The sequence below is a fragment of the Nostoc foliaceum FACHB-393 genome, assembly GCF_014698505.1.
Taxonomy (GTDB): domain Bacteria; phylum Cyanobacteriota; class Cyanobacteriia; order Cyanobacteriales; family Nostocaceae; genus Nostoc; species Nostoc foliaceum_A.
Map to the genome: position 1 here is coordinate 180040 of NZ_JACJTD010000004.1, position 25921 is coordinate 205960.

General features: G+C 43.2%; 20 protein-coding genes. 5 read left to right on the forward strand and 15 right to left on the reverse strand.

What is annotated here, in order from left to right; all coding sequences use genetic code 11:
• Position 1 precedes the first annotated feature (1 nt).
• The gene (locus tag H6G92_RS06055; RefSeq protein ID WP_190891795.1) at positions 2-538 is read left to right on the forward strand and encodes a DUF1634 domain-containing protein; all 537 of its coding nucleotides are present in this window, start codon (positions 2-4) and stop codon (positions 536-538) included.
• Positions 539-626: 88 nt separating this feature from the next.
• Here the strand turns inward: H6G92_RS06055 and H6G92_RS06060 are convergent, their stop codons facing one another.
• The 7 genes from H6G92_RS06060 to folK form a co-directional block, all read right to left on the reverse strand.
• Complete coding sequence (locus H6G92_RS06060; protein ID WP_190891798.1) at positions 627-899, reverse strand: hypothetical protein; 273 nt, start codon at positions 897-899, stop codon at positions 627-629.
• A 215-nt stretch (positions 900-1114) separates the two neighbouring features.
• Positions 1115-1267 carry a hypothetical protein gene (locus H6G92_RS06065; RefSeq protein WP_190891800.1) on the reverse strand — a complete coding sequence of 51 codons (153 nt, stop codon included), beginning with the start codon at positions 1265-1267 and terminating at the stop codon, positions 1115-1117.
• Positions 1268-1340: 73 nt separating this feature from the next.
• Positions 1341-1589, reverse strand: a complete 249-nt coding sequence (locus tag H6G92_RS39075; RefSeq protein WP_206758838.1) for a hypothetical protein — start codon at positions 1587-1589, stop codon at positions 1341-1343.
• Between the two features lie 81 nt (positions 1590-1670).
• Positions 1671-2258 carry a DUF2459 domain-containing protein gene (locus tag H6G92_RS06070; protein WP_190891802.1) on the reverse strand — a complete coding sequence of 196 codons (588 nt, stop codon included), beginning with the start codon at positions 2256-2258 and terminating at the stop codon, positions 1671-1673.
• 15 nt (positions 2259-2273) lie between these two features.
• Positions 2274-2546 (reverse strand): ADP-ribosylglycohydrolase family protein, encoded by a 273-nt coding sequence (locus H6G92_RS06075; protein ID WP_242059053.1) that lies wholly within the window; start codon positions 2544-2546, stop codon positions 2274-2276.
• Between the two features lie 7 nt (positions 2547-2553).
• The gene (locus H6G92_RS06080) at positions 2554-3102 is read right to left on the reverse strand and encodes an NUDIX hydrolase (RefSeq protein WP_190891805.1); all 549 of its coding nucleotides are present in this window, start codon (positions 3100-3102) and stop codon (positions 2554-2556) included.
• Positions 3103-3169: 67 nt separating this feature from the next.
• Positions 3170-3685 carry a 2-amino-4-hydroxy-6-hydroxymethyldihydropteridine diphosphokinase gene (folK, locus tag H6G92_RS06085; RefSeq protein WP_190891807.1) on the reverse strand — a complete coding sequence of 172 codons (516 nt, stop codon included), beginning with the start codon at positions 3683-3685 and terminating at the stop codon, positions 3170-3172.
• A 270-nt stretch (positions 3686-3955) separates the two neighbouring features.
• On the opposite strand from folK, the gene H6G92_RS06090 reads away from it, so the two are divergent.
• Positions 3956-6331, forward strand: a complete 2376-nt coding sequence (locus H6G92_RS06090; protein WP_190891809.1) for a transglycosylase domain-containing protein — start codon at positions 3956-3958, stop codon at positions 6329-6331.
• Between the two features lie 206 nt (positions 6332-6537).
• Positions 6538-6765, forward strand: a complete 228-nt coding sequence (psb35, locus tag H6G92_RS06095) for a photosystem II assembly protein Psb35 (protein ID WP_190891811.1) — start codon at positions 6538-6540, stop codon at positions 6763-6765.
• A 110-nt stretch (positions 6766-6875) separates the two neighbouring features.
• Here psb35 and H6G92_RS06100 read toward each other — a convergent pair whose 3' ends face one another.
• From H6G92_RS06100 to H6G92_RS06125, 5 genes are all read right to left on the reverse strand, one after another.
• The gene (locus tag H6G92_RS06100; protein WP_190891814.1) at positions 6876-7298 is read right to left on the reverse strand and encodes a tellurite resistance TerB family protein; all 423 of its coding nucleotides are present in this window, start codon (positions 7296-7298) and stop codon (positions 6876-6878) included.
• 57 nt (positions 7299-7355) lie between these two features.
• Positions 7356-8867 (reverse strand): 16S rRNA (cytosine(967)-C(5))-methyltransferase RsmB, encoded by a 1512-nt coding sequence (gene rsmB / locus H6G92_RS06105; RefSeq protein WP_190891816.1) that lies wholly within the window; start codon positions 8865-8867, stop codon positions 7356-7358.
• Between the two features lie 206 nt (positions 8868-9073).
• Entirely contained in the window at positions 9074-10525 is a 1452-nt protein-coding gene (locus H6G92_RS06110) for a glycoside hydrolase 100 family protein (RefSeq protein ID WP_190891998.1), read from the reverse strand.
• An 807-nt stretch (positions 10526-11332) separates the two neighbouring features.
• Complete coding sequence (locus tag H6G92_RS06120) at positions 11333-13273, reverse strand: transglycosylase domain-containing protein (RefSeq protein WP_190891821.1); 1941 nt, start codon at positions 13271-13273, stop codon at positions 11333-11335.
• Between the two features lie 634 nt (positions 13274-13907).
• On the reverse strand, positions 13908-14120 hold the full coding sequence (locus H6G92_RS06125) for a hypothetical protein (protein WP_190891824.1): 213 nt from the start codon (positions 14118-14120) through the stop codon (positions 13908-13910).
• Positions 14121-14226: 106 nt separating this feature from the next.
• Here H6G92_RS06125 and H6G92_RS06130 point away from each other — a divergent pair, with 106 nt between their 5' ends.
• The gene (locus tag H6G92_RS06130; protein WP_190891834.1) at positions 14227-15420 is read left to right on the forward strand and encodes a Coenzyme F420 hydrogenase/dehydrogenase, beta subunit C-terminal domain; all 1194 of its coding nucleotides are present in this window, start codon (positions 14227-14229) and stop codon (positions 15418-15420) included.
• Positions 15421-15679: 259 nt separating this feature from the next.
• Here H6G92_RS06130 and H6G92_RS06135 read toward each other — a convergent pair whose 3' ends face one another.
• The 3 genes from H6G92_RS06135 to ldpA form a co-directional block, all read right to left on the reverse strand.
• Positions 15680-17620, reverse strand: coding sequence for an ABC transporter ATP-binding protein (locus H6G92_RS06135; protein WP_190891836.1), 1941 nt, complete (start codon positions 17618-17620; stop codon positions 15680-15682).
• A 562-nt stretch (positions 17621-18182) separates the two neighbouring features.
• Positions 18183-19916 (reverse strand): R3H domain-containing nucleic acid-binding protein, encoded by a 1734-nt coding sequence (locus tag H6G92_RS06140; protein WP_190891839.1) that lies wholly within the window; start codon positions 19914-19916, stop codon positions 18183-18185.
• Positions 19917-20001: 85 nt separating this feature from the next.
• The gene (gene ldpA / locus H6G92_RS06145) at positions 20002-21162 is read right to left on the reverse strand and encodes a circadian clock protein LdpA (RefSeq protein WP_190891841.1); all 1161 of its coding nucleotides are present in this window, start codon (positions 21160-21162) and stop codon (positions 20002-20004) included.
• A 152-nt stretch (positions 21163-21314) separates the two neighbouring features.
• Here ldpA and H6G92_RS06150 point away from each other — a divergent pair, with 152 nt between their 5' ends.
• Positions 21315-25907, forward strand: a complete 4593-nt coding sequence (locus tag H6G92_RS06150) for a PAS domain S-box protein (RefSeq protein ID WP_190891844.1) — start codon at positions 21315-21317, stop codon at positions 25905-25907.
• Positions 25908-25921 lie beyond the last annotated feature (14 nt).

The following is a 25921-nucleotide window of genomic DNA, read 5'->3' on the forward strand; positions in this document are numbered from 1 at the left end:
AATGTATAAATTTAATAGTAGCTTTCGGTGGACATTACCGACACAGCCAAATAGTGAAGTGGTTGCACTAACCTTACCGCAGGAAGTTCTAGACTGTAATATCGAACAATTAGAACAGTCCACTACTAATAGCTGTCAGATTGATGCTAACAACAAGATTACGAAAATATCAAGTGAGCAGCAATTAAAATATTTGCTCAGTAACTTCCTGAAATATGGTGTTTTGATAGCTAGTTCTGTAGTTTTACTGGGAGGTATACTCTACTTAATTCATCACGGTGCTGAACCTGCTGGATATCACTTTTTTCAGGGAGAACCATCCGAATTTAGCTCACCAGTAGGTGTAGTAAAAGCAGTTTTATCAGGTAGCGATCGCGGTATTATTCAACTCGGTCTGTTACTACTAATTGCTACTCCAATTGTGCGAGTTTTTATTTCCCTATTAGCTTTCCTGCTACAGCGAGAATATATCTATGTGATTGTTACCTTATTAGTATTGTCTAGCCTGATTTACAGTCTTGTAGGAGCATCTTATTAGGAATATTTTCAAAGATTAAGGGGAAAATTTAACCTATTTCCCTTAATCTAAAAGTTTGGAGATGCATCCAAAAAAAAATTTATGGATATTAATAACTTTGTAAAATATCATTGATTGAGCTTATACTCTGTTTAATTTGTTCTGTCAGAGAAGTTCTTAATAAATCAAGGGTTTCAGCTGAAAGATTTAGTAATCCTAAAGCATATAATACACTCGAAATTCCAATAAATAAAGCCAAAAATCTCCCCAAACAACCGGGATTAATTTCAATAAAACCCAATTTAGATTGTCCGATAACAGCAATCGTTATAAAAATAATTCCTGTTATTAGAAATGTGCTATTTGGCGTTAAATCTGTCATTATTATATTAATAAGCTTCGTTACTTTTATTTTAGCTATTATTATACACTGATTTTATAAAGCCTGTATAAGTTTTTAGAAAAGCGAGTAAAATTGCATCTCTACATATGAGCTATTATAGTCAGGTAGGGCGTATTCAATTATTATGGTTGTTTTGCGATCGCGCCTAGAACTACCTGCCCAAGGTAGTAGCTATTGAAGCGGATGAATATTAATTACAGAACCATCTGCATGGGTAATGGAAAACTGCTTGCTTCATCGTTGAAAACAAATGTAAGACGAATTGTATCTTGCATTTGCTCAATCACTTGAATACCTACCATCACAGTGATCTCTTCAGCAAAGCCATGATTAAGTTGCGATCGCAAAGGCTCAATATTTAGTAAATCAGCTTGGTAAACACGAATGGTGACGGTAATTATTCGTAGTCACCGCCATAAGTTAAGTAATAAAAATATATCGTACCATCGCCGTAGTATAGCTTCTAACCAGCTTAACGAGCGATCGCGGCGGCTGATGTAAAAAGTACGTGCTAGAAGCTCCAAAGCAAAAATAATGTTTAAAAACAGGAATATATGAAATTCTAGCCTGTGTATTTGTTTCTTCTAGGGCTGGACAGTATTGCAACCATTCAAATAAAGCAGCAGTACCAAGAAAAATGAAAGTTATAGTAGCGACCACTTGAAGCATGATCCTGTAACGAATAACAAAAATTATGTATATATTTTGTGATAGTAAAATCAAGATTTTTTATTTAAAAAAACAGAAATGTTATGAATATTTCACCTGAAAATTTGCCCACATCACAAAACCATCAATTTGGCAGTCTAAATATTTTAGCCACTCAACGATTTCGTGATTGCTATTGTGTAATAATGTATATTTTCGCTCATCTTTGACTAAAGTTAAACCTGTTTGTGGATTTTCGATGCTCGTTGCAAGATTGCGGTTAAAACGTTCATCTAATAATTTCAGCAGTTGTTTTACTTTGGCTTGTGCTACTTCTAAACTTAATAGGGTGTAATCTTGTTGTTGAATTATCTGCTGAAGTTCGATGATATTGCTAAATTTTCGCCGACCCAGAGTGCCTTGAGTTAGTAGCAATAGTGCTGCCGCCCCATTTTTAAAGTCCTGTTGATTTAGTGCAAAATAATTCCAATCACCGTAAGCATACTGGATTAATTCATCTTTGCCAGTCGGTAAAACCATTCTGGAATGCCAACCGTAATCTGTTACATAGATTGTAATTGGCTCAACAGGATCAGCCGGCAGTACAATGGTTGCGGGAGACAACATCCAAACCAATAAGATAGAAAAAATTACTACTGAAGCAAATTTGGTAATGCGGCATAAACGCATATCTGATACATAATCCTATGGCCAAGGTAGCAATAACTGCGGCTCTAGCTCACCGCGCTTGAAGGCTCTAACACAACTATCGGCTAAAACTTTTGGTGTCCACGGTGCTTGAGCAACAATCACCTCAGCAATGGCAATGCTCATCTGGGTGTCGTCGGTGTAGCTGCCAGGATTGAGTCGAAAACGCGGATGTTCGACGTATCGACTCAAATCGTTGTTAACGATCATTTCATCAGCATATTCAAAGCCTGCACCATAGGCATCTGCAATCGCTAACTCTAACAGCATATTGATATTAAATTAAAAACGGACGCGCCAGAAAAAAGCTAGCAACTGATTTAGCATCTACCGGCTCTCCCTCCAGAATAGCTTTCTCTAATTCTTCGGGAGTCAAAAACACAGTTTCGATATCCTCATCTCCATCTTGTGGTGGTGGTGTCTCCAGCTTTTCTAAATCTCGCGCCAGAAATGCATAGATAATCTCATCAGAATAGCCGGGAGCTAAAAAAAATTCGCCTAATTTGTCCCATTTTTGGGCACTATAGCCAGTTTCTTCTTCGATTTCACGCTGTATCGTCTCTAGGGGATCTTCATTTGGTTCCAAAGTTCCTGCCGGAAATTCTAATATCCGTCCCTGAATTGCAAAACGATACTGGCGCACGAGTACGAGTTTACCCTCTGGCGTTACCGGCACAGCTAGTGCACCACCAGGGTGACGAATACATTCCCATTCTCCTTCCGATTTATTAGGCAAACGCAAGCGATTAACTTCAAAATCAAACTTGCGTCCTTTATAAAACAGGCGTTGTTTCAGCAGTTGTGGTAATTCTCTACCTAATGGCATAATAAAATCTGATTATCTGTGATACAGAGGCGAAATCAGCGTTCTTCTGCGTTTAAGGATGGTAATTTTAATTGCCCATCAATAAATGTACATCAGAACAGTCTACCTCTTTCAGCAGTTCTTTAATAACACACCCAGAAACTGGTTCTATCCAATCTGGGGCAACTTCTGCTAGTGGCACTAACACAAAGGCCCGATCCCGCATTCGAGGATGGGGAATCTGGAGATTTGGTGTATCCACAATAAAGTCATCAAATAATAACAAATCTAAATCCAGGATTCGTGGCCCCCAGCGTTCCTGACGCACACGCCCAAATTGTTGTTCAATTCTTAACAAAATTTCTAATAACTGCTGGGGTAGCATTTCTACCTGCAATGTGACGCAGCCATTTAGATAATCTGGCTGTGGTGGCCCGACAGCTTTGGTTTGATACCAATTGGATTTGGCTTCTAAGACAATACCTGGCGTTTGGGCTAAAGTTTCTATAGCTGCTTCTAAAATTATCTGTGAATCGCCGATATTACTACCAAGGGCAACGGCGCTTCTTCTTGGCTCTGCTTCGGCGTAGCTCACCGTAGGCATCGCACTCTCCTTAAGTAAGCTCTTTTCGCGCTGTCTTTGCGAATACTTCGGTACACTTATTCCAGAAAATGCCAATAATTTTTTTATTCTCAATAAATATCAAAATTACAGGGCTTTTACAAAACTAAATTAACCAAATCTAAAAAACATTATTTTATGGTGAATTTAGTTAATTATTTATAGGATATTATACTAACACAATGGTGGTGCGCTAACCCCAAAGTTGATTGATGGTGGTTATATAGTTACTACTTTGAGCGAGGAACTGACATGGGGAAGCTTACCTCCTGGTTCAAGCGAAGACCAACTAATTTGAGTAACTCTGGACAAGGAGGAACAAATGAGAGCTTACCACCAGCACATGTGGCGCAGCCGAGGCAGTTACTGAGCAAGATGAAAATTTTACCATCTAGGATTAAAGCCAATCAGGCAACTGGCGGTAAACCACTCTATCGTCGCGTATGGTTTTGGGCAGGTTTGGGTGTAAGTGGTGGGATAGTTGCCTTGATCTACGGTGTCAGTTTAATAGATCGGTCTTTGCCAGATCAGACCGAATTGAATGCCGTGGTTAGAGAGCAAACACTGACCATCAAAGCCGCCGATGGAACCATATTACAACAACAAGGTGAAGCGGCCAGAGAACAGCTAAAGCTGGAACAAATTCCAGATAATTTAAAAAAAGCTTTCATCGCCTCAGAAGATAAAAGATTTAAGGAACACAACGGAGTTGATCCTCAAGGGATTGTCAGAGCAGGTTTGAATAATGTGCGATCGCAAGGTGTGGTCGAAGGTGCTAGCACCATCACTCAACAGCTAGCGCGGATTCTGTTTTTGAAACAAGAACAGACAATCTGGCGCAAACTCAAGGAAATCCGCCTAGCACAAAAAATGGAGAATGAATTAACCAAAGATCAGATTCTAGAGCGTTACCTGAATCTGGTTTATTTGGGAGGTGGAGCTTATGGTGTGGCAGATGCATCCTGGGTATACTTTAGTAAATCGCCAGACCAGCTTTCCCTCGCGGAGATGGCAACGATTGCTGGATTAGCTCCTGCTCCTAGCTTATACGCTCCAGACAAAAATCCAGAAGCTGCAAAACGGCGGCGAAACTTAGTATTGCTACGGATGCAAGAAGATGGAGTTATTACAACAGAGCAAAGGCAAGCAGCCGTTCAGGAGCCATTAACTCTTAAAAGCAGTTTACCCAAACGAGTGCAAGTAGAATCACCCTACTTTACCAGCTACATCCAAAAAGAATTGCCGAAGTACGTTTCTCCTAACGTGCTAAAAAGTGAGGGGTTAGTAGTGGAAACCACGCTGAACCCGGCTTGGCAGAAAGTCGCAGAAGAGGCGGTTGCTAAAACACTGCGAAATCAAGGACGCTGGGAGAACTTTAAGCAAGGAGCAATGGTAGCCATTGACCCCCGCAACGGTGAAATTAAGGCAATGGTTGGGGGAAAAGATTTTGGTAAAAACCAGTTTAATCGGGTTACCCAGGCACAGAGGCAGCCAGGATCGACATTTAAAGGGTTTGTATATGCTACTGCGATCGCTAGCGGTAAAAGCCCTTACGATAGCTATCAGGATGCGCCCTTTGTCGTAGACGGCTACGAACCGAAAAACTATAGTGAAAAATTTCGGGGTTCGATGAACATCCGAGATGCCCTCACCGGCTCTATTAATGTTATTGCGGTAAAGACATTGATTGATGTGGGATTTACACCAACGATTAAACTTGCCCATGATATGGGGGTAAAATCTGAACTCAAGCCCACCTACTCTTTGGCTCTCGGCTCAAATGAAGTCAATCTGTTAGAGTTGACCAGTGCTTATGGTAGCTTTGCTACTCAGGGATTGCATATAGAGCCTCATGGTATTACTCGCATCCTCAACCGCCAAGGCAAGGTCATTTGGTCAGCTAATTTCAAGTCTAAACGCGCCCTTGACGCTGACAGTGCCGCCATCATGACTTGGATGCTACGCAACGTCGTAGAAGCAGGGACTGGTGCTGCTGCTCAATTAGGTAATAGACCAGTTGCTGGCAAGACCGGCACCTCCGATGAAGCCCGCGATTTATGGTTTATTGGCTACATTCCCCAAATGGTAACAGGGGTCTGGCTAGGTAACGATGATAACCGCCCTACATACGGTAGCAGTGGTAGTGCAGCTTACACTTGGCGCGAATTTATGAAAAAAGCGGTAGAGGAGATGCCAGTAGAAAAGTTTCCTAAACGACCCAAGTTAGAAGGTCGTAAAGGCACCATCAAAGCCCAGTCTATCAAGCCCAAACAAGTGCTAAATCGTTCGATTTCCTCTAATGATGACTCAGAAGGGGAAAGTACTAGAAGTTCTGAGGATAGTAGTTCATCTAGAAGACGTAGAAGCAGAAGGAGATATTCTCAAGAAGAACAGCAATCAGGTAATTCTACCCCAAGACGGAGAAGGCGCGATCGCACCGAAGAATCAAGTTCCAATAACTCTTCCTCGGAATCATCTACTCCACGGCGGCGCTCTAGAAGAGTAGAATCTGATTCTCCCCCGCCTCGAAGAACTCGGCGATCTTCCTCTCCCGCAAATAGTTCAGGTTCTTCAGGTTCTTCATCGTCACAGCCATCCTGGCGGGATAAGCTTAGACCTTCTAATTAATTTAATGAGGAGTGGGCATTGGGCATGGAGAAGAGGCAGAGGGGCAGGGGGCAGAGGAGAGAAATTATTTTCCCCCTTCTCCCTGCTCCCCATCCTCTTTTTTATGCAATATGAAGTTGCTCAAACTAAACTACGGGAGGATGTTAAGTGATACGCTCATTCTATAGTGTGTCAAGTAGTGTTACTTAACATTGGAGAATATACTCATGCATATATTGATGCAGGCAGCCGATTCAGTCGCAACAGGTGGTGGTCATTTTCCTTTTGCTTTCACCTTGGTGTATGTCGTTGGTTTTATTGCTGCTGTAACCATTGGTTCAATAGCTTGGTACAACTCGAAACGCCCCGCAGGTTGGGAAAGCAAAGAGCGTCCTGATTTTGTGCCTAAGGTTGATAAAGAAGAAACTCCGGGTCTGGGCGAACCGAAGTCATAATTTAGTCATTAGTCATTAGTGAGCCAGCGCGGTCTTGGGGGTTTCCCCCATGAGTGACTGGCGAACCCCTAAGGGTTACTAGTTATCAGACTATAGACTTTTGACTATGATTAGTTTTGTACGTCAACCCAACGGCGGTAAAGCTTTTGAATTTGTTTGAGAAGTGCAGTGTGAGCTGGTTGAGTTGAGTCATTCGGTTTGGCTATATCCTGCAATTGGGTCAGAAGTCTGGCTTCTTCGACGGCAACTTCACCATCGCTATAAATTAAGCCACTGATGGCTTCAATCAGATTTTCACAATCTTCAAGGCTGGGGCGATCGCCTAAATACTCCCGCACCCAGTCATAGCATTCTTTTGGCTGTACAGGAACTAATTCGTACAGCCAAGGCTTAATTTCTGGATCGTTAGCTAAACCTTTTGCTTGAGCTATTTCGCGGAGATATTGCCGTTCTTCTGGCTGGATTCTGCCATCAATCCAGGCGGCTCCAATCAGGATTTTAACTAAGTTTTTGACATTGGAAGGGGTAACCATTGCTGCCTCCTCTGGTAGATTCAGGCCTCCACCAAATCGTACAATCCCAAACCGTATTCACTCGGAATTATTGGTTTTTCTTAAGCGCACCATAAAAAAGCCATCCATGTCCTGTTGATGGGGCCAAACTTTGAACCAACCTTGAGGCGTGCTATAAGCAGAATCAAGTAACTCAACGCCTCTGGGAGACTCAATTTGCCAATCAGGTGACTCAGTTAAAAATGCCGAAATCACTTCTTCATTTTCTGCTGGATGCAATGTACAGGTGGCATAGACTAGTACACCACCAAGTTTGACAAAAGTAGATGTATGTGTTAATAATTCTTTTTGCAGCACCGAAAGTTCGCGGACAGATTCTGGTGTCTGTCGCCAACGCGCATCAGCATGACGGTGCATAGTTCCCAAACCAGAACATGGAGCATCAAGCAATACGCGGTCTGCGGTGTTTTGAAATTGGTTGAAGTGGCGGCTGTCGCCAGTGTAAATTTGAATAGATTGTAAATTTAGCCGTTGAGAATTTTCTTGGAGTTTGCGAAGACGAGAAGGAGTGCGATCGCAAGCCCAAATTTTCCCTTTATCTGCCATTAACTCAGCAATGTGGGTTGTTTTACCCCCTGGTGCAGCACAGGTATCAATTACCACCTCACCCGGTTGTGGGTCAAGTAAATGACTTACCAATTGAGCGCTACCATCTTGTACAGTCCACCAACCCTCTCTGAAACCAGGTAGTTTTTGAATTGACCCAGCACTACCAATCAATCGTAAAGCTTGAGGTAAATGAGGAATCCGTCTCACCAAAATACCAGCAGATTGCAAAGCCGCCTCAACTTCCTCGATGGAAGTGCGAAGTGGGTTGATACGCAAGTCAATTGTTGGTGATTGGTTCATCCATTCACACAGTTGTTCTGTCTCAGCCAAACCCAGTTGTTCTAACCAAACTTGAATAATCCAGTCAGGAAAGCTGTGTAAAATACCCAAACGTTCCACCTGACTTTTCACATCATCTGGAAAAGTTAAGGCGAAACCTAACCCCCCAGCCCCCTTCCCTATTAGGGAATGGGGAGAATTCAAAGCCTCTCCCCTAAAAGGGGAGAGGTTTTGAGAGAGGTTTTCCAGATCCAGTGAAAAGTCAGAGGGTTCCACTGGGTTTTCTGGAAGTTGTAACGGATCTCCTTTTATCTTCTCTGCTAGGCGGATGTACTGGCGTAATAGACCGTTAACAAAACCCGTTAGTCCAGAAAAACCGTTTTCTTTAGCGAGTTGGACGGTAGTATTAACAGCAGCCGAGGCGGGAATACGCTCTTGATAGCGCAGCTGGTAGAAACCCAGGTGTAAGATGGTGCGGAGGTCTTGGGGTTGTTGATCAGATTTCTTTTTAGCGAGTTGATCAATGAGACTATCAAGAGTACGCTGCCTTCTGACGCTCCCATAAACCAATTCTGTCATCAAGCGGCGATCGTTATCAGCCAAACTGACTTTTTGCAGTACTCTATCTAGGGCAACATCAGCATAAGCCCCCTTGTGAACATCTCGCAGGGCGATAAAAGCTAGTTGACGGGGGTTTGTCATGGAAACGTGATTCAGGAGTCAGGAGGCTTTTGTATTCTAACTCCCAACTCTTTACTAATTCGTAATTCGTAATTCGTAATTGTCGGATTTAATTTCCCCTTGTTTATAGGTGGTTTTGTTTCAATTAGGGTCTAAATTCCTGCCTGAAACTGTCTTTTAATTACGAATTACGTTAGTGACGCAGGAGCGTCATGAGAAATTACTAATTATTGCATATACGGGTCTACACTGGCGATTTCAAACTCACATGCTCTAGAAACCTGTTCTGCTGGTAATTTCCCAAAGCTGATTAATGGTAAATAAGTGGGGTTCGCCATCAATTCTTTTGCCAATAAGAACCCAGTAATTGTCCAAGTTTGATATTTCCGAGCTTGTTTGCCAATCAATCGCCCTTTCTTACCGTCGTAATATTCTGGCCATTCATCTGTACTGAGTCGTCCTTGGGCAGTTTCAATAGCCTTTTGTGCAAGACTTGTTTTGTTAGTTTTCACCGCAGCCGCTGCTAACATCCACATTAAAACAGGCCAACTACCAGCATTATGATACGACCAGGGTATATTTTTGGGATCACATCCAGTTACAATTCTGTATTCTTCATGTTCCAAAGCTGGGAAACAAATTTTCATCGGCATATCTCCCACCAAGTCATCCCATCGTTCCTCAATGAGAGTCATAATCGCTTGTGACTGTTCTTCGGTGGCTAAGTCTGAAATGATTGCCATTAAGTTTCCGAGTGAAAAGAAGCGAGTATCTAGCTGCGACGGACCGACATTACCTGCTAGATAACCACCTTTTCTTGGCAGCCACTTATCTAATTCATAATAGGGAACAGAATCTACATATATGTTGAACAAATTAACAGCACCCTTGCCATATTCTTCACTTTTGAAGCGATAAATTGCATTCAGGCGATTAATATCTATCCAATAATGCTGGCGAATATGAGCACATAAAAGAGGCAAACGGTTATCAATGGCTGCAACAATATCGGAATTACCTTGGCAAACTAGCAGTTCACGAGATGCACGCAATGCCGTGTAAAAAAGAACTTGTAGTTCTAAAGGATGCCCATAAATGCCCATACGACGGTCAATCATACAAGCACCATCTGGAACCAACAGCGTTGGGTACATATCAAAACGATTCGCCAAGCAGATTTCCATGATTAACTTAATACCATTTTGGAATTCTGGTTGATAGGCTAGAGAAAAATCTTCTGTGGCGACCACATAAGCACGCAACAAAATAATCCACCATAGACAAGAATCTACAGGTGTAACTCTAGCGATCGCATGTTCACCAAAGTCTGCTTCTAAATATTCTTGCCCATTTTCTGATACAACTTTAAAGCTAGCTGGGATTAATCCTCGTCCCGGCTTATAGGCATCTAATGCCCTTTCTTTCGGCTGTAACTTTAAGGTTTCTTCTAAGAAATTACGAACAATATCTGTTCTACCTTTGATCAGAAAAATTAGAGCTGAGGAGACAAAATCCCGAACAAAGCACTGGTCATAATTGAGCGCCTCTACAGATGCATCATAAGCGGCTACCGTACCAACGGGGCGTCCTTGATAATAGAGAATTGATTTCTCTAGTGTTTGCCACGCTTCTTCCACTTCTTTTAAATTTTCAGTAGTTTCCAATTCGTTTAAGTGCATCGCCAGAATAGCTCCATTTGGATTGTAAAGTTGTGGTAGATGCGTCTTCATTTCTTATTTTTGCCATTCTCAGCATAACAAAAACGATTCTTTGAATAGCAAATATAATTTGGAGAAAAATTAACCAACCAACAATGAATAAATCTGCTGACATTTATGCAGCTTTATTTATAGTTAATTTGCTTATAATCGATTACTCTTTTGGTGAATTATAGTTGTTGTTTTTCACCGCAAGCAGTAACATGATTTTCAAAACAGTCACACAAGATATATTTTTAGATTATTTGTTGTTCCGTTTCATGTACAGAATCTTTGCTTTACCAAATAAAAACATATCTTCAGTGCTGTTTAGTGTTTGCGTTAAGTTAAAACTGGTTGCAGTATATTTACTTGAGCAGGATTACTTTTTGACACTATGAAGTCAGATTATTCCCCTATAACCTAATAATTTATAACGTTTTGTCAAAATATGCAAGATGAATGCTTGAAAAATTTCAGATGTCAATACTTCTGAAGAGTTATATATTTTACCCTACTGAGAGATGACAGGGGGCGTTTATGGAGTCAATTCACGATGGGGTTACACCCCCAATCGCTAAAATCTCGGTGAGAGCGTTGCTTTCTCTCCCTGCAATAAATTGCTTGCTCGATGGCTATCTTTGGACTCGTCTAAGTTCTCTACTACGACCACCTATTACGCTGCATGAATTTACCAATCCAGAATTCACTAGTAGAAATGGCAAAGTCCCTGAAGGTTCTGTTTCACTGTCTATGCGATCGCATTCTGTGAAAATCTTCATCCAATACTTAATTTTTAGTATTTTTAATTGGCTTAGGTCGAGAAAAATTAGAAGGCGTTTTAAAGTTCTCTATTGGTACACCTTTAAGAGCCTTCAGCATAAAATCGCGCCAGATGGGAGTGACCATACCTCCACCTGTCGCACCGCGCACCAATTGTGTATTGTTATCTCTCCCTACCCAGATGGCAGTTGTTAACTGTGGTACTGAACCAATAAACCAAATATCCTTTTCTGAAGAAGTTGTCCCGGTTTTGCCAGCAACTGGACGATCTATAATTGCACCTCTACCAGTTCCTTGTTTAACTGCTGTTTGCATCACATCTAAAATTGTGGCTGACGCCCAAGGGTCAAGAACTAGACGAGGTTTCGGGGTATTATCAAGTAATACATTGCCACTACTGTCAGTGACACGAGCAATGAGCGTTGGGGGCGATTGCCAGCCATAATTAGCAAAAGTAGCATAAGCACTAGCCATTTCTAGCGGTGTCACACCAATTGCACCTAGTGGTAAAGATGTCACAGGTTCCATCGGACTCATAATTCCCAAGGTGCGGCAAGTTGCGATGACTTTATTAATGCCCACAGCTTTGCCAATCTTGACAGCAGGAACATTACGGGATAGTGCTAAGGCAGTACGAATCGGTATTGCACCCTTAAAGCTATTATCGTAGTTCCGGGGAGAGTACTGTGTATCATTATCAGGGTAGCTGACTGGGGTATCTAGCACCGTTGTATCTGGTGTAAACTTACCACTAGCAAAGGCTGTATAGTAAACAAACGGCTTAAAAGAAGAACCAGGCTGACGGAAAGCTTGAGTTACCCGGTTAAATTCGCTAGCTTTTGAGTCTACACCGCCCACTAATGCTTTTATAAAGTGTGTGCGTGGATCAATTGCCACTAAAGCTATTTGATTTTTATTTAACCCTTGACTTTCAAGGGTTTTATGCCACTTTTTAATAGTTTCTTCCGCCATCAATTGAAAGTTTGCATCTACGGTGGTTTGCACCTGCATTCCGCCTTTGAGTACTGCATCACGCCCAAACTTTTGAATTAGTTCCTGTGCCACAGTATTAGTAACATAAGGATGCTTACTAGGTTGAAATGACCTAATTTTGCCAAGTTTAATTTCTTGGTTAATGGCGTTATCATACTCTTGCTGGTTAATCCATTTCAATTTCAGCATTCTTTCCAGCACTACTTTTTGCTTTTGCTTGGCCAAATTTAAATTCACAAAAGGGCTAAATTGTTCTGGAGCTTGAATTAAACCCGCCATCATTGCAGACTCGCCCAAAGTCAAATTTTCTGCTGATTTGTCAAAGTAAGTGCCTGCTGCCGTTTCTACACCATAATTATTATGACCCCAGTAAACTTCATTGAGGTACATTTCTAAAATCCGCTCTTTACTGAGAACTTGCTCTACACGAATTGCTAGTATCGCTTCTGCTACTTTGCGTGTAAAAGCACGCTTGTGAGATAGAAACAAATTTTTCACCAGTTGCATGGTGATTGTAGAACCTCCCTCCTTCACACCGCCTGCTATCCAGTTGACTAACGCAGCACGTCCGATACCGCCAGGGTCAACACCGTGGTGGTTATAGAAATAGCTATCTTCACTGGCTAATACTGCTCGTTTTAAATTTGGGGAAATTTTATCTAGCGGTACGACTTTTCTGTTGGCTTCCCCGTGTATACCCACCAATAATTTGCCTTTGATGTCATAAATGTAAGTTGTTTCTGCTGGTGATAAGTTTCGTATTTGTCTGACTTCTGGCAAGTTACGGAAACTAATGGCTAAACCAACCAGCCCTCCGGCCACAAGAGAACTTGCCAGCATAATGATTGAGAAGAGAGTACCACCAGTGATTAAGCCTACTTGCCTCCAAAACTCGAAATTAGGAGAAGTCTGAATTTCTGGTTGCTGCTGTTCAACAGTATTTGATAAAGACATGGCAATTGCACCTCCTCACTTGTTCAATACGATTAGATTTTATTTAACAGAACTGGTTAGATAATTGTTGGCAACTGTAGTTTTATAGCTACGAAAGTGAATGAGTTGCTTGCCAATATAATTAATCTAACTTTAGGTAGATTGTAAAAAATAACTAATTCAATATTGCGCTGGTGTTGCCTATATCCTTATGTCCAGATATCAATTCAAGACCAGAAAATATAACTAAATGCTAAACTATGACTTGTTAGTGTGTAAGAATGAGAGCCACGTTACATGAGGCTTTGCATATATCTTCTTTTCGTCGATTCAAACGCTAATATTGGGGATTTTGGGAGTATGATGCTGAAATTTGAATAAAATCCCATTACATAATTACTTAAGATAATTATGGAAATTATGGAAATTATAAAATGTGTATAAATGTTGAATATTTTGTCCTCAGAATAAAGAATATCTATCTATTGTGATGGTTTTGCAAACAGAATCCTCTGATAAAAGATAGATAAAATTAAGTTAAAGGTTAGAGATGATAATTGCAATTATCAATATTTTTCCAGTTGCAATTATCCAACTGCTAAATAAACTGCTGTAAGAAAGTACCAAAAATAAATATAGCGCCCTATCACTTTTCTTACTCTGAAAAAATAAAATATTTGTAGCGACTTTCAAGACAGTCGCTACGCCTAGATTGATGAGGTCTTACGAGTCGTGAAGCGTAAAGCCCCTCGCCTAAAGGTGAGGGGATATAAGCGAATAACTGAGTCGATTTATCGCGGCGAGTGTCAATTAATGGTAGTCCTTCTCGTGTCTGCCCGTAAGCCAGTACACCAGGAAAAGCAGTCACTTCAGCTTTTTGCGTCCATCCTCTTCTTGTTAAATCTCTATCGTGAATTCATAGCCAGTGAAGGTATTGTAATAAAAGTGATTCCTGGATAAAACAAAAAATTTATATGACCTCAGTTTCTCCTCACAAAAAAGCCAGAGCCTTAAAATCTACCAGCCGCCGCCCTGCTAAAGAACTCTGTAGCGAGTGTGGACTATGTGATACATACTATATTCACTATGTCAAGGAAGCCTGCGCTTTTATTAATCAGCAAATAGGCGAACTTGAAGAAGAAACGCACACGCGATCGCGCCATCTCGATAACCCCGATGAACTCTACTTTGGTGTTCACCAAGATATGATGGCGGCGCGGAAACAACAACCCATCGAAGGCGCACAATGGACAGGTATTGTTAGCAGTATTGCCATTGAAATGCTCAATCGCGGCATGGTTGAAGGTGTTGTCTGCGTGCAAAATACCAAAGAAGACCGCTTTCAACCCATGCCCATCATCGCTCGTACTCCAGAAGAAATACTAGCAGCGCGGGTAAATAAACCAACACTTTCCCCAAATCTTTCTGTGTTGGAACAGATAGAGAAATCAGGGATGAAGCGGCTATTGGTAATTGGTGTTGGTTGTCAAATTCAGGCATTACGAGCCGTAGAAAAACAACTTGGTTTAGAAAAGTTGTATGTTTTGGGTACACCCTGCGTAGATAATGTTAACCGCGCCGGACTGCAAAAATTCTTAGAAACCACCAGCCGATCGCCTGATACAGTTGTGCATTACGAATTCATGCAAGACTTCCGGGTTCACTTCAAACATGAGGATGGCTCAACAGAAACAGTACCTTTCTTTGGCTTAAAGACCAACCAACTCAAAGATGTCTTTGCACCGTCTTGTATGAGTTGCTTTGATTACGTCAACTCCCTAGCCGATTTAGTCGTTGGCTACATGGGCGCACCCTTCGGCTGGCAATGGATTGTAGTTAGAAATGAAACAGGTAAAGAAATGCTGGATTTGGTGAAAGACCAGTTAGATACTCAACCAGTGACATCTAAAGGCAACCGTAAGGAAGCTGTACAGCAAAGTATTCCCGCTTACGATAAAGGCGTTACCCTCCCGATGTGGGCAGCGAAACTCATGGGTGTAGTCATCGAAAAAATCGGCCCCAAGGGTTTGGAATATGCGCGGTTTTCCATTGATTCTCACTTTACTCGGAATTATTTGTATGTGAAGCGAAATCATCCAGAGAAATTAGAAGAGCATGTTCCAGAGTTTGCCAAGCGTATTGTTGGGCAATATAAATTACCAGAATAAAAATTGGGCATTGGGATTAGGGGAGAGGTGACAGGTGATAGGTAGTAGGGAATAATCTGTACCCTGTACCCTATTCCCTTCTTTACAAAGAAAGGCAGAAGGAAAGAAGTACTAATAAAAACTTTAGTTGTGGGTTATTGCCCACTAGTATAAAAAGATTTGTGTCGGGATGCATAGCACGAGACACAAGGCTTCCTTACTTCAATCCCACGTTTTTAAACGTGGGTTCCCTTCTGCCTCCTGCCTTCTGAATCCTCACTCAGTTGTAACTACTGGCTTGACGAGTAAACATCAAGTGATACTGTCCGCCTAGTGCCATGAGTTCGTCATGAGTACCTACCTCGATAATTTCACCGTGTTCTAGTACTACTACTCGATCTGCTAGTTTTGCCAGAGCGAGGCGATGGCTGACTACAACGGCTATTCTCCGCTTCGCCAGGGTACGCAAAATGTTGTAAATCTCATGTTCTGTTTTCGGATCAAGGTTCGCTGTTGGCTCGTCAAGTATGAGTAGTTCGGCTGGAGACAGTCGCAACAAAGCACGAGCGATCGCTAATCTTTGCCATTGTCCCCCTGATAAATCAATGCCGCCTTCTAGCTGTTTGCCTAAGAGGGTGTCTAAACCGTGATCTAGCTTCTCAATTACTCTAGCTAAACCAGCTTCTGCGATCGCTTCCGTAATAGCGTCATCATCCTGCATTTTAGGTAAATTCCCAAAGGCAACATTCTCGCGCACGGTAGTCGGGAAGCGAGCGTAATCTTGCATGACTACATCAATCCGCGATCGCAATTCTTCTAACGGGAGCGATAGCAAATCTTGCCCATTCCAAATAATCGCACCTTGGCTAGGATCATAAAGACGACATAATAGCTTTGCTAATGTGGTCTTACCAGCACCATTCTCACCCACCAGTACAATCATCTCGTTGGGGTGAATCGTCAGGTTGATATTTTTTAAGATTGGGCGATCGCTGTTGGGATAGGTAAAGGATAGATTTTCGATGTAAATACCTGTCTGCGCTGCTTCATCCTCAGTTGCATTCAGTCCTGATAAAGCTTGCCGATGATGATTCCCATTTCTTTGAAAGTTCTGATTGTTAGCAGCCGATTCCCTGACTTCTCCCCATGCCTTTGTGACTGACTTTGATTGCAACTCTGAATGAGAACGGAATAATTGCGGCTCTAATTCCAAAAGTTGGAAAATGGGCGTTGTTGCCAGTGCAATATTATATAACTCTGACCCGCCAGACATCAAATTATCTAAACTTCGACGCACTTCTAAAATTACCCCAGTGTAAAGTGCCAAATCCCCTAAACTATGGGTTCCACCTAGCACTCCCTGAACTACGTACACATAAGGTAACGCAAAGCCTAAGCCACTGAGCAAAGACCAACCAATAACCGCCGTTGTCCCGCGACGGCGAATCTGTTCCATTGCTTTAAAAATGGTACGGTAAAGTCTGTGCCAACGTTCTAATAGTAAGGGTTGTAGGCTAAACAAGCGTATTTCTTTGGCGTATGTCTCTCCAGTTAAAACCGTTTTATATAAGTTCATTTCCCGAAGAACACTCGCTTGGGTTTTTTCTACTCTCCAAACTTGCTTACGGTATTTCCTTTCGACATACATAGCAGGGGTAACGCAGATAAATAAAATTAGTGGTACCCACCAAGCAAGAGACACCGAAAGCAGTATAGCTGGAATAAAGATAAAAATTCCCTCTAACATTGTCACCAGCCTAAGACAAAGCTCCGGAAGTCGTTGTACTCCCTTTTCGGTAAGCTGCACCAAATTTAGCAAATCGGGTGTTTCAAACAGAGCAATATCTTCAAAAGTGGCAACCTTCTCAATCACTTGTCCTTGGATAAAGCCTGTAATGCGATCGCGCAGGGAAGTATATACAAAGCTATTGATGTTAGCGATCGCATCACTCACCAAATTTACCAGCAGTGAACCTGCAATACTGGAGAGTAGCAGAGGTTGAGAAAGTATCAGGGCGATCGCATTCTGCGTTGTCCCCGTGCTCAATAAGCGAGTAATTTCATCAATTATCACCTTGTTGAGCCAAATAGCGATCGCTGGGCCTGCACCACCCAGTAATGTCAAAATTGCCACATAGCGTAGCTCCTTTGGAACTACTTGCATCACCGTCGCCACACTCCGGCGAAATGCTTGGAATGGAGAAATTTCAATTATTTGCATATGTTTTAAAGTAGCAAATAATAGCAAAATTCCCAGGCAGAAGTTGTGATCTCAATTTAAATGATCACTAAGTGCGGCCAGCGATCGCACTGTTATCAAGCTAAGAGCAGACATTAGCGTAGGCGTATCCCGCCACAGATATCGCACTGAAACAAAATTTTGATAATTGGGCGACAATTTTCCGAAATTGCTAACTTAAGTTTGGTAGTTATTACCAGAACAGTGAATAATAAATAACTTCTATAAATAGCCTTGGGGGAATATGGCCCCACAAAAACCTGGTCTTCGTGACCGGGTTTTTTGGCATGGCTGAAATATCTAGATGATGTAGGAATCTACCTCAGACTGTAGCCGCCTTCCAAGGGCAAGGATCGGATAGCATTGGTTATAACTCAATACAGTTCAGATAAGACAAAAACACTTGTAGAGACGGCGATTTATCGCGTCTCGAAAACCCAAAATTTTATACCAGTAGCGCTTAACTCAACCGTATTGCTCTATAGGACATTAAGGTCTCCGAGTGACATCCCCTCTCCGTTTCGGAGAGGGGGCGAGGGTGAGATTACGCCGGATAAATCCGTAATCTTCGATTTGGTTCTTCACCAAAACTATGCGACTTGAGGCGATAATGTTCTACCAACTCATGTTGCATTTTGCGGACTTGGGGAGAACGCGGCAATAACTCGACTGGCTGTCCTTTAGGAATCACAATTTGCTCAACAGCAAGTCTGGCTTCTTCCAAGGCATCCATCTCATCATCGCTACCGTTGTGCAAAAACAGTTGCAGTTCTCGGTCATCGGCCATTTCTGGGTCGTCCATGTTCAGCAACCGCCGCAAACCACGGGTAATTTGGGGAATGGTGCTGGACTTAATCATGTGGATGGGTACATGACGGGCTTTGGCCATTTGGCGTAATTTGGCGTGGTTTTTGACGTGCGATCGCAGTGCTAAAATTGCATCAGCACTATCTATATCTTTTGTCAATACCACGGGTAAAGTTAGCACGCTAATTACCTGTTCCAATTGGTGGCGGCTAACCCCATAGGGGTAAACGTGCAGTGGCAAATCCTCACCATTGGGCCCTGGCTGTCTGGTAGCAGCATCCAAATCAATGCTCTCAGAATAATTGAAGGATTCATCGAGCAAACGATCAAATTCACTGCGTCCAGTAACCCGCTCTACAGGCAATTGCGGCAGTGCTACCATTTGTCCAGATGAACGCCAGCCATTAGACGGTCGCGCCGGTGGAAAAGAATCCTCCACTGTCCCTAGCTGCCCACCGCGACCGTTGACAACAGCTAACTGCCTTGTAACAGCGACTTTGCCGTGGTCATCAACGGTTCTCGTTTGTGGGGTAGGCTGACGACCCCGCAGCAGATTATCTACTGTGTCAGCAACACTTTCGTGTATTGTCCAACGTTGGCGTTCCAACATTTCCACAGCAATTTCGAAGGTAGGAGGGGCTTTCCGCTCTAAAACAGTCTTTTGAGAACCTCGGCGTCTGGCTTCATCGTCTCCCAGTGTCACAGCTTGGATACCCCCAACTAAATCAGCCAGGGTGGGGTTTTTAATCAGGTTTTCGATCTGATTTCCGTGAGCAGTACCTACCAACTGTACGCCCCGTTCTGCAATGGTACGGGCCGCTAAAGCTTCCAGTTCCGTGCCAATTTCATCAATGACAATGACTTCTGGCATGTGGTTCTCCACTGCCTCAATCATTACCTGATGTTGTTGATCTGGATGAGCCACTTGCATCCGCCGAGCACGACCAATGGCGGGATGGGCAACATCACCATCCCCAGCGATTTCGTTGGAGGTGTCAATAATCACTACTCGCTTATGCAAATCATCCGCCAAAACACGGGCAATTTCCCGTAAGGCAGTAGTTTTGCCCACGCCTGGACGCCCCAGCATGAGAATCGATTTACCAGTTTCTACCAAATCGCGGATCATGCCAATGGTTCCGAATACCGCTCGACCAACCCGGCAGGTCAAGCCAATAATCTTACCCGTGCGGTTGCGGATGGCGCTGATCCGATGCAAAGTTTGCTCAATTCCTGCCCGATTATCTCCGCCAAAGATTCCGACTCGTTGAATGCAATCATCTATCTGTTCTTGAGTAACGGGTACTTCGCTCAGATACTCAGCTTGATTAGGAAAGCGAGCCTCTGGGCGACGACCCAAATCCAAGACCACTTCTACTAAACTATCTCGTTTGGGATGACTCTCTAGTACTTGTCGCAGGTCTTGGGGCAAAATGTCTAATAACTTTTGGAGATCGTCTGTAATCGTCATGCTTTCTATGGTGACGTTTTTAGAGATAGCGAGGACATTTGCGTGCAGGAGAAACCGCCCTGGATAATTTCCAAAGAACGAGCGATTAGCGCTCCTGCTGTGATTTGATCTGGGAAACGAGAGAATGGGCAAGTTCTACAGCTTGCCAAAGTAATGTATCATCTTCTTCTAGACTAAGATTCGCCTTCATATTAATGTTACTTACCTCCTTATTCTCTAACTGTTCGAGAATTGGTGACAGCAGTACACGGGCGTAGCTACCGTAGGCGATCCCGGCGATGGAGGCAGGGGAGCAGGGAGCAGGGAGTAGGGGGGAAGACTTTTCTCCTCTGTCCCCCGCCCCCTGCCGCTCCGCCTCTTTAAGCAGTCCCATTGCCTTTAACTTAGCAACGGTATAGCTATTAGTGCCGCCTGCTAACTGCACATATCCCGGTAATTTAGCTGCCAAAACTTTTTGCCCTAATTTCACCGCGGCTATTGTAGTACCATCGCCAATATCACCGCTCATGGGGCGGCCGTCGGTTTGCCAAATTAAAGCACTCTTGAGTGGGGCAATCAGGTCATATATTGCTCTTAGGTAGTCAGTCATCCCCTCGCCATCGGGACAGCTGATGGCTAGTAACTTTAGTTGATCTGCCCACGGTGAAATTGCTTGCCACAATCGCTCAAATTCTGCCAACCGCCCTACTTGTGTATGGATTTCTACGGCATCTACTCCCGTTGACATTACCAATGGCGCGATCGCTCCCGGCGTTGACACATACGATGATGTATAAATTATATCGTATGGACAAATTGGGATGCAACGACCGCAGCCATAGCACTTTTCGGATACTACTCCCGAGAAGTCTTCTTTTATACTGTTAAACACAATTGCTTGTGCCGGACAAATCCGTTCACAGGGTCTAGGGCAGTCTGTAGGACACTCAGTAGGATGAAATTCTGCTTTCCGAAAATGGGGGTCTTCTCCATCGTTCAGGCTGACCATCAAGAAGGGTGAGTTGCCTTTGTAGTCAAAGCCTCGCTTTTGGGCATCCCTAGCCAGAGATTTGGCTACTTGTAGCCCTGCTTGCGCTGCTGCAATCACTGCTGGATCAGCTGCAACATCTATGCAGTCAGCGCCCGCCAAAGTATAGGCTAACGTTAAACTTCTGACTACCGGCAAATGTTGGAAGCTGGCTCCGCAGATAAGCTTGAACCAGTGACCTTGTTTGAGAGATTGTAAAGGGGCGAACAGATCAGTCACACTTCTATTATGCGTTTATGCAACTAAAAATAGTAGTCTGTGATCAAGAAAAAGTCCGGATTTCCTGATTCAGTGATTGTGGCATGGGGCATAGGTCAATAAAAGTTTTCTTTGGCTGCTTGCTCCCCAGCTTTCTTAGGAGGTCGATATACATGACAGTTCATGCAACACCTGTATTTTTTGTGGAAGACTCTGCTGAAGACAGAGTTTTATATAGACGCTTCCTAGAACAGGACGATCGCTACACCTACAATATTTACGAATTTGAGTCTGGGGAGAAGGCACTACAAGGCTGCCAATGGAAAACACCGGATGTAATTCTATTGGACTACCAATTGCCAGATACAGACGGGCTGGAATTTCTCAATAAGCTACACAGGCAAACCCGGAGTAGTCAGATTTCAGTGATCCTGCTGATTGGACAGGAGGATGAGAAGATCGCAGTCCAAGTCATCAAGAATGGAGTACAGGATTATCTAGTCAAAGGAAAACTGACCCCTGAGAGTTTCCGCCAAGCGGTTCATGGGGCGATCGAGCGGATACAGCTAACGCGGCAGCTAGAACAGCAGCAAGAAAGCACTGCCAAATTACCTCAAAGCGATCGCCGATTCCGCGCTATCTTCAATAATACTTTCCAATTCACAGGTTTACTGACACCGGATGGTACTTTACTAGAAGCAAACCAGACTGCGCTAAGTTTTGGCGGACTTAAGCTTGGAGATGTGATCAATCGCCCTTTTTGGGAAGCACACTGGTGGATGATTTCACCTCAAACTCAAGAAAAATTAAGACAAGCGATCACCCGTGCTGCTCAAGGAGAGTTTATCCGCTATGAAGTTGATGTTTTAGGTGCAAATAACCGAGTAGCAACAATCGATTTCTCACTGCGTCCGCTTCTAGACGATACAGGTAAAGTCATTTTGTTGATTCCAGAAGGAAGAGATATCACCGAACAGCAAGTTGCACTACGCAATGTCTACGACGAGCTGCGCTTACGCCAAAAAGCAGAAGAAACCTTGCGGCAAACTGAAGAACGTTGGCAGTTAGCGATCGCAGGTACTAATGAGGCAATTTGGGATTGGGACATATCTACTAATCAAACCTTCCGGTCTGCCCGTTGGTTCACAATGTTGGGATATAAACCCAACGAAATTAGCGATCGCGATGATGAGTGGAGTATTCGCATTCATCCTGATGACTACACAAGAGTAATGGCTGCACAAGAGGCTTATTTGCTCCAGCAAGTTGCAGATTATAACGTCGAATATCGTCTCCGGTGCAAGAATGGCAGCTACCGATGGTTTCAATCGCGGGCAAAAGCTATCTGGAATGAACAAGGAAATCCAGTTCGATTGGTCGGTTCACTTGCAGACATTAGCGAACGTAAACAAGCTGAGGAAAAACTCCAACAAAGTGAAGCGCAGCTAGCCACTACTCAACAGATCGCCCATGTCGGCAGTTGGGAATGGAACTTAGAAACGAAAAAGCGCTGCTGGTCAATGGAAACTTTTCGCATATTTGGTCTAAATCCAACTCAAAGCGAACCCACCCAGGCAGAATTCCTCCAGCTGGTTCACCCAGAGGATCGAGCACTGTTCCAGACCAATTTTGAACGAGCGATTGCCCAAGAAACCCCTTTTAATATTGAGTATCGAATTGTCCGACCCGATGGTTCGGTGCGCTACCTTGAGGCTAAAGCAGAGATAGCTTATAACGCTCAAGGGCAGCCAGTTAAGTTGTTAGGATCTGTCCTAGATATTACACAACGTAAACAAACCGAGTTAGAAATCATCCGCAGTCGTGACTTGCTAGAAGCTATCTATAATGAATCCGCCGATGCCCTATTTTTAGTAGATGTAGAAACATTATTGACCACTGACTGTAATGATCGAGCAGTGAAGCTATTTGCAGCCTCTAGCAAAGCTGAACTCATTAATATTGAAGGTCAAACGCTGCAAAAGCAACAGTTCACCCCTGATGAGTTAACCTCCATAACCGAAGAAATTAACCAGCAAGGGTTTTGGAGTCGAGAAATTGAATATGTCACCAAGCAGGGCAATTCCTTTTGGGGAAACATAGCAGCCAAACAAGTCACGGTTGCTGGCAATGTGATGCACCTAATACGAGTCACGGATATCACTGCGCGTAAACGTGTCGAAGAAGATCACAAACTGGCAGAAATAGCTCTCCGAGAAAGTGAAGAGAGATTACAATTAGCCCTAGAAGCTTCTGGGGATGGTTTATGGGACTGGAATATTCTCACTGGAGAGGTGTATTACAGCCCCCGCTATTTAGAAATGCTTGGATACAGCTTTGATGAGCTTCCCCAGGATTTGAGTACTTGGAAGCGATTAGTTCATCCAGACGATCTGCCTTGGGTTGAGAAAATCTTGACAGTTCACCTAAAGGATAGTTCAGTACCTTACAAATTTGACTATCGACTCCGAACCCAGTCTGGCGAATACAAATGGATTGCCAACTACGGCAAAGTTGTCATGCGAGATGAACAGGGTAAACCTTTGCGGATGACTGGTACTCATCGGGATATCAGCGATGTCTACGATGAGCTTCGCTTACGCAAAGAAACCGAAGCAGCCTTAGCTAGAAGTGAAGAACAACTGAGACTAACCTTGGAATTTAACCACATTGGTACTTGGGATTGGAATGTTCAAACAGGAGAAGTCCTCTGGAACGACAACCATTTTCACTTGCTAGGGTTGGAGCCAGAAATATTAACTGCGAAGTATCAGCTATGGCGTAATTCTATTCATCCAGAGGATGTTGACCGAGTTGAGCAGGCTTTACTCTACGCGCTGGTACAACATACTAACTATGAAGCTGAATATCGAGTAATTTACCCCGATGGCAGTGTTCACTGGCTCACTGGCAAAGGACGCGGCGTTTACAACGAAGCAGGCGAACCTGTAAGGATGCTGGGTGTTATCATCGATATCAGCGGTCAGAAACAAGCCGAAGCAGCTCTGCGAGAAAGTGAAGCCCGGTTCCAGGCATTTATGAACAACAGCCCAGTGCTAGCTTGGATTACCAATATTGAGGGGCGTGTACTTTACTTAAATCAAACATACCTGCGGACATTTAAATTATTACCCGAACAGGTGATCGGGAAATCGATTTTTGACCTCTATTCAGATGAAATTGCTCGGCAGCATTTCGATCATATTCAGACAGTCATACAGACAAATCAGGTAATTGAAGCGATCGAAGTTGCTCCCCGACCAGACGGCACCCTTGGTGAATTTTTGGTATACAAGTTCCCGATTCTCGGATTGTCTGCACAAAAGCTAGTGGGTAGGGTGGCAATCGACATCACAGAACGGAAGATTCTGGAGCGAGAACTGGCTCACAAGCAAAAGTTATTGGATGCCTTTATCAATAGTGCACCCGTTGGTATAACCATTCTTGATCGAGAACTGCGTTTCTCATTTATTAATGAAGCATTAGCAGAAATTAATGGCATTCCGGCAGCGGCACATATTGGCAAAACACTGTGGGAGATTGTCCCAGATTTAACACCAAACCTGGAGCAAGTATTGCGATATGTTTTGACAACGGGTGAACCGATTCTGGATTTGGAGATCACTGGAGAAACTCCAAAACTCCCCGGTGTGATTCGGACTTGGCTAGCTTCCTATTTTCCGATTCAGTCGGAAGCCAATCAACCCAATAGCATAGGCATTGTTGTAGTTGAAATCAGCGATCGCAAACGTGCTGAACAGATGCTAGAGTTGCAAGCAGTTATTACCCGCAATATGGCGGAGGGAATTTGCCTAGTTCGTGCTACAGATGGCGTGTTTGTCTACGCCAATCCTAAATTTGAGCAGATGTTTGGCTATGAATCTAATGAATTAATCGGTCGGCATGTGTCGATTGTCAACTACGGGGATGAACATACTACACCTAAAGAAGTTAATCAGGCGATTAGGACTGCTGTAATTCAACACGGTGAGGCAAGCTATGAAGTCCATAATGTTAAAAAAGATGGCACTCCATTCTGGTGTAGTGCGACCACTTCCGTTTTTGGGCATCCTGAGTATGGAAGCGTCCTTGTAGCTGTCCAACAAGATATCACCGAGCAAAAACTAGCAAAGGAAAAAATCAAAGCCTCTCTCAAAGAAAAGGAAGTATTACTCAAAGAAATTCATCATCGTGTGAAGAACAATTTAGGAATTGTCAGCAGTTTGCTGCAAATGCAGTGCAGACGTACACAAGATCCTCTGGTGACAGCTATTCTCCGTGATAGCCAAAACCGCATTGCTTCCATTGCCCTAGTTCATGAAAAACTGTACGGCTCTGAAGACCTCGCTGATATTGATTTTGCTCAATACATTCCAGATTTGACAACTCATTTATTTGATTCCTATAATGTCAGCTCTAGCCAGATTCAACTGAAAATTCAAGTTGATAATGCTAGCCTCGACATCGAAACCGCCATTCCATGTGGCTTAATTATTAATGAACTGGTTTCTAATGCTTTGAAATACGCCTTTGTTGGTAATCGTAGAGGCGAAATTAAGGTTAAGTTTTATCAAGAATCCGAGTCTACTTTGACACTCATTATTCGAGATAATGGGATTGGTTTACCTGAAAATTTTGATAATAAAAAAGCTAAAACGCTGGGTATAACACTTGTCCAGGGTTTAGTCAAGCAGCTAAGGGGAAAGCTTGAAATTGACTCTCAACGGGGAACACAGTTCAAAATTACTTTTACAAAGAGCCGGGCATAAAAATGATTGGCATC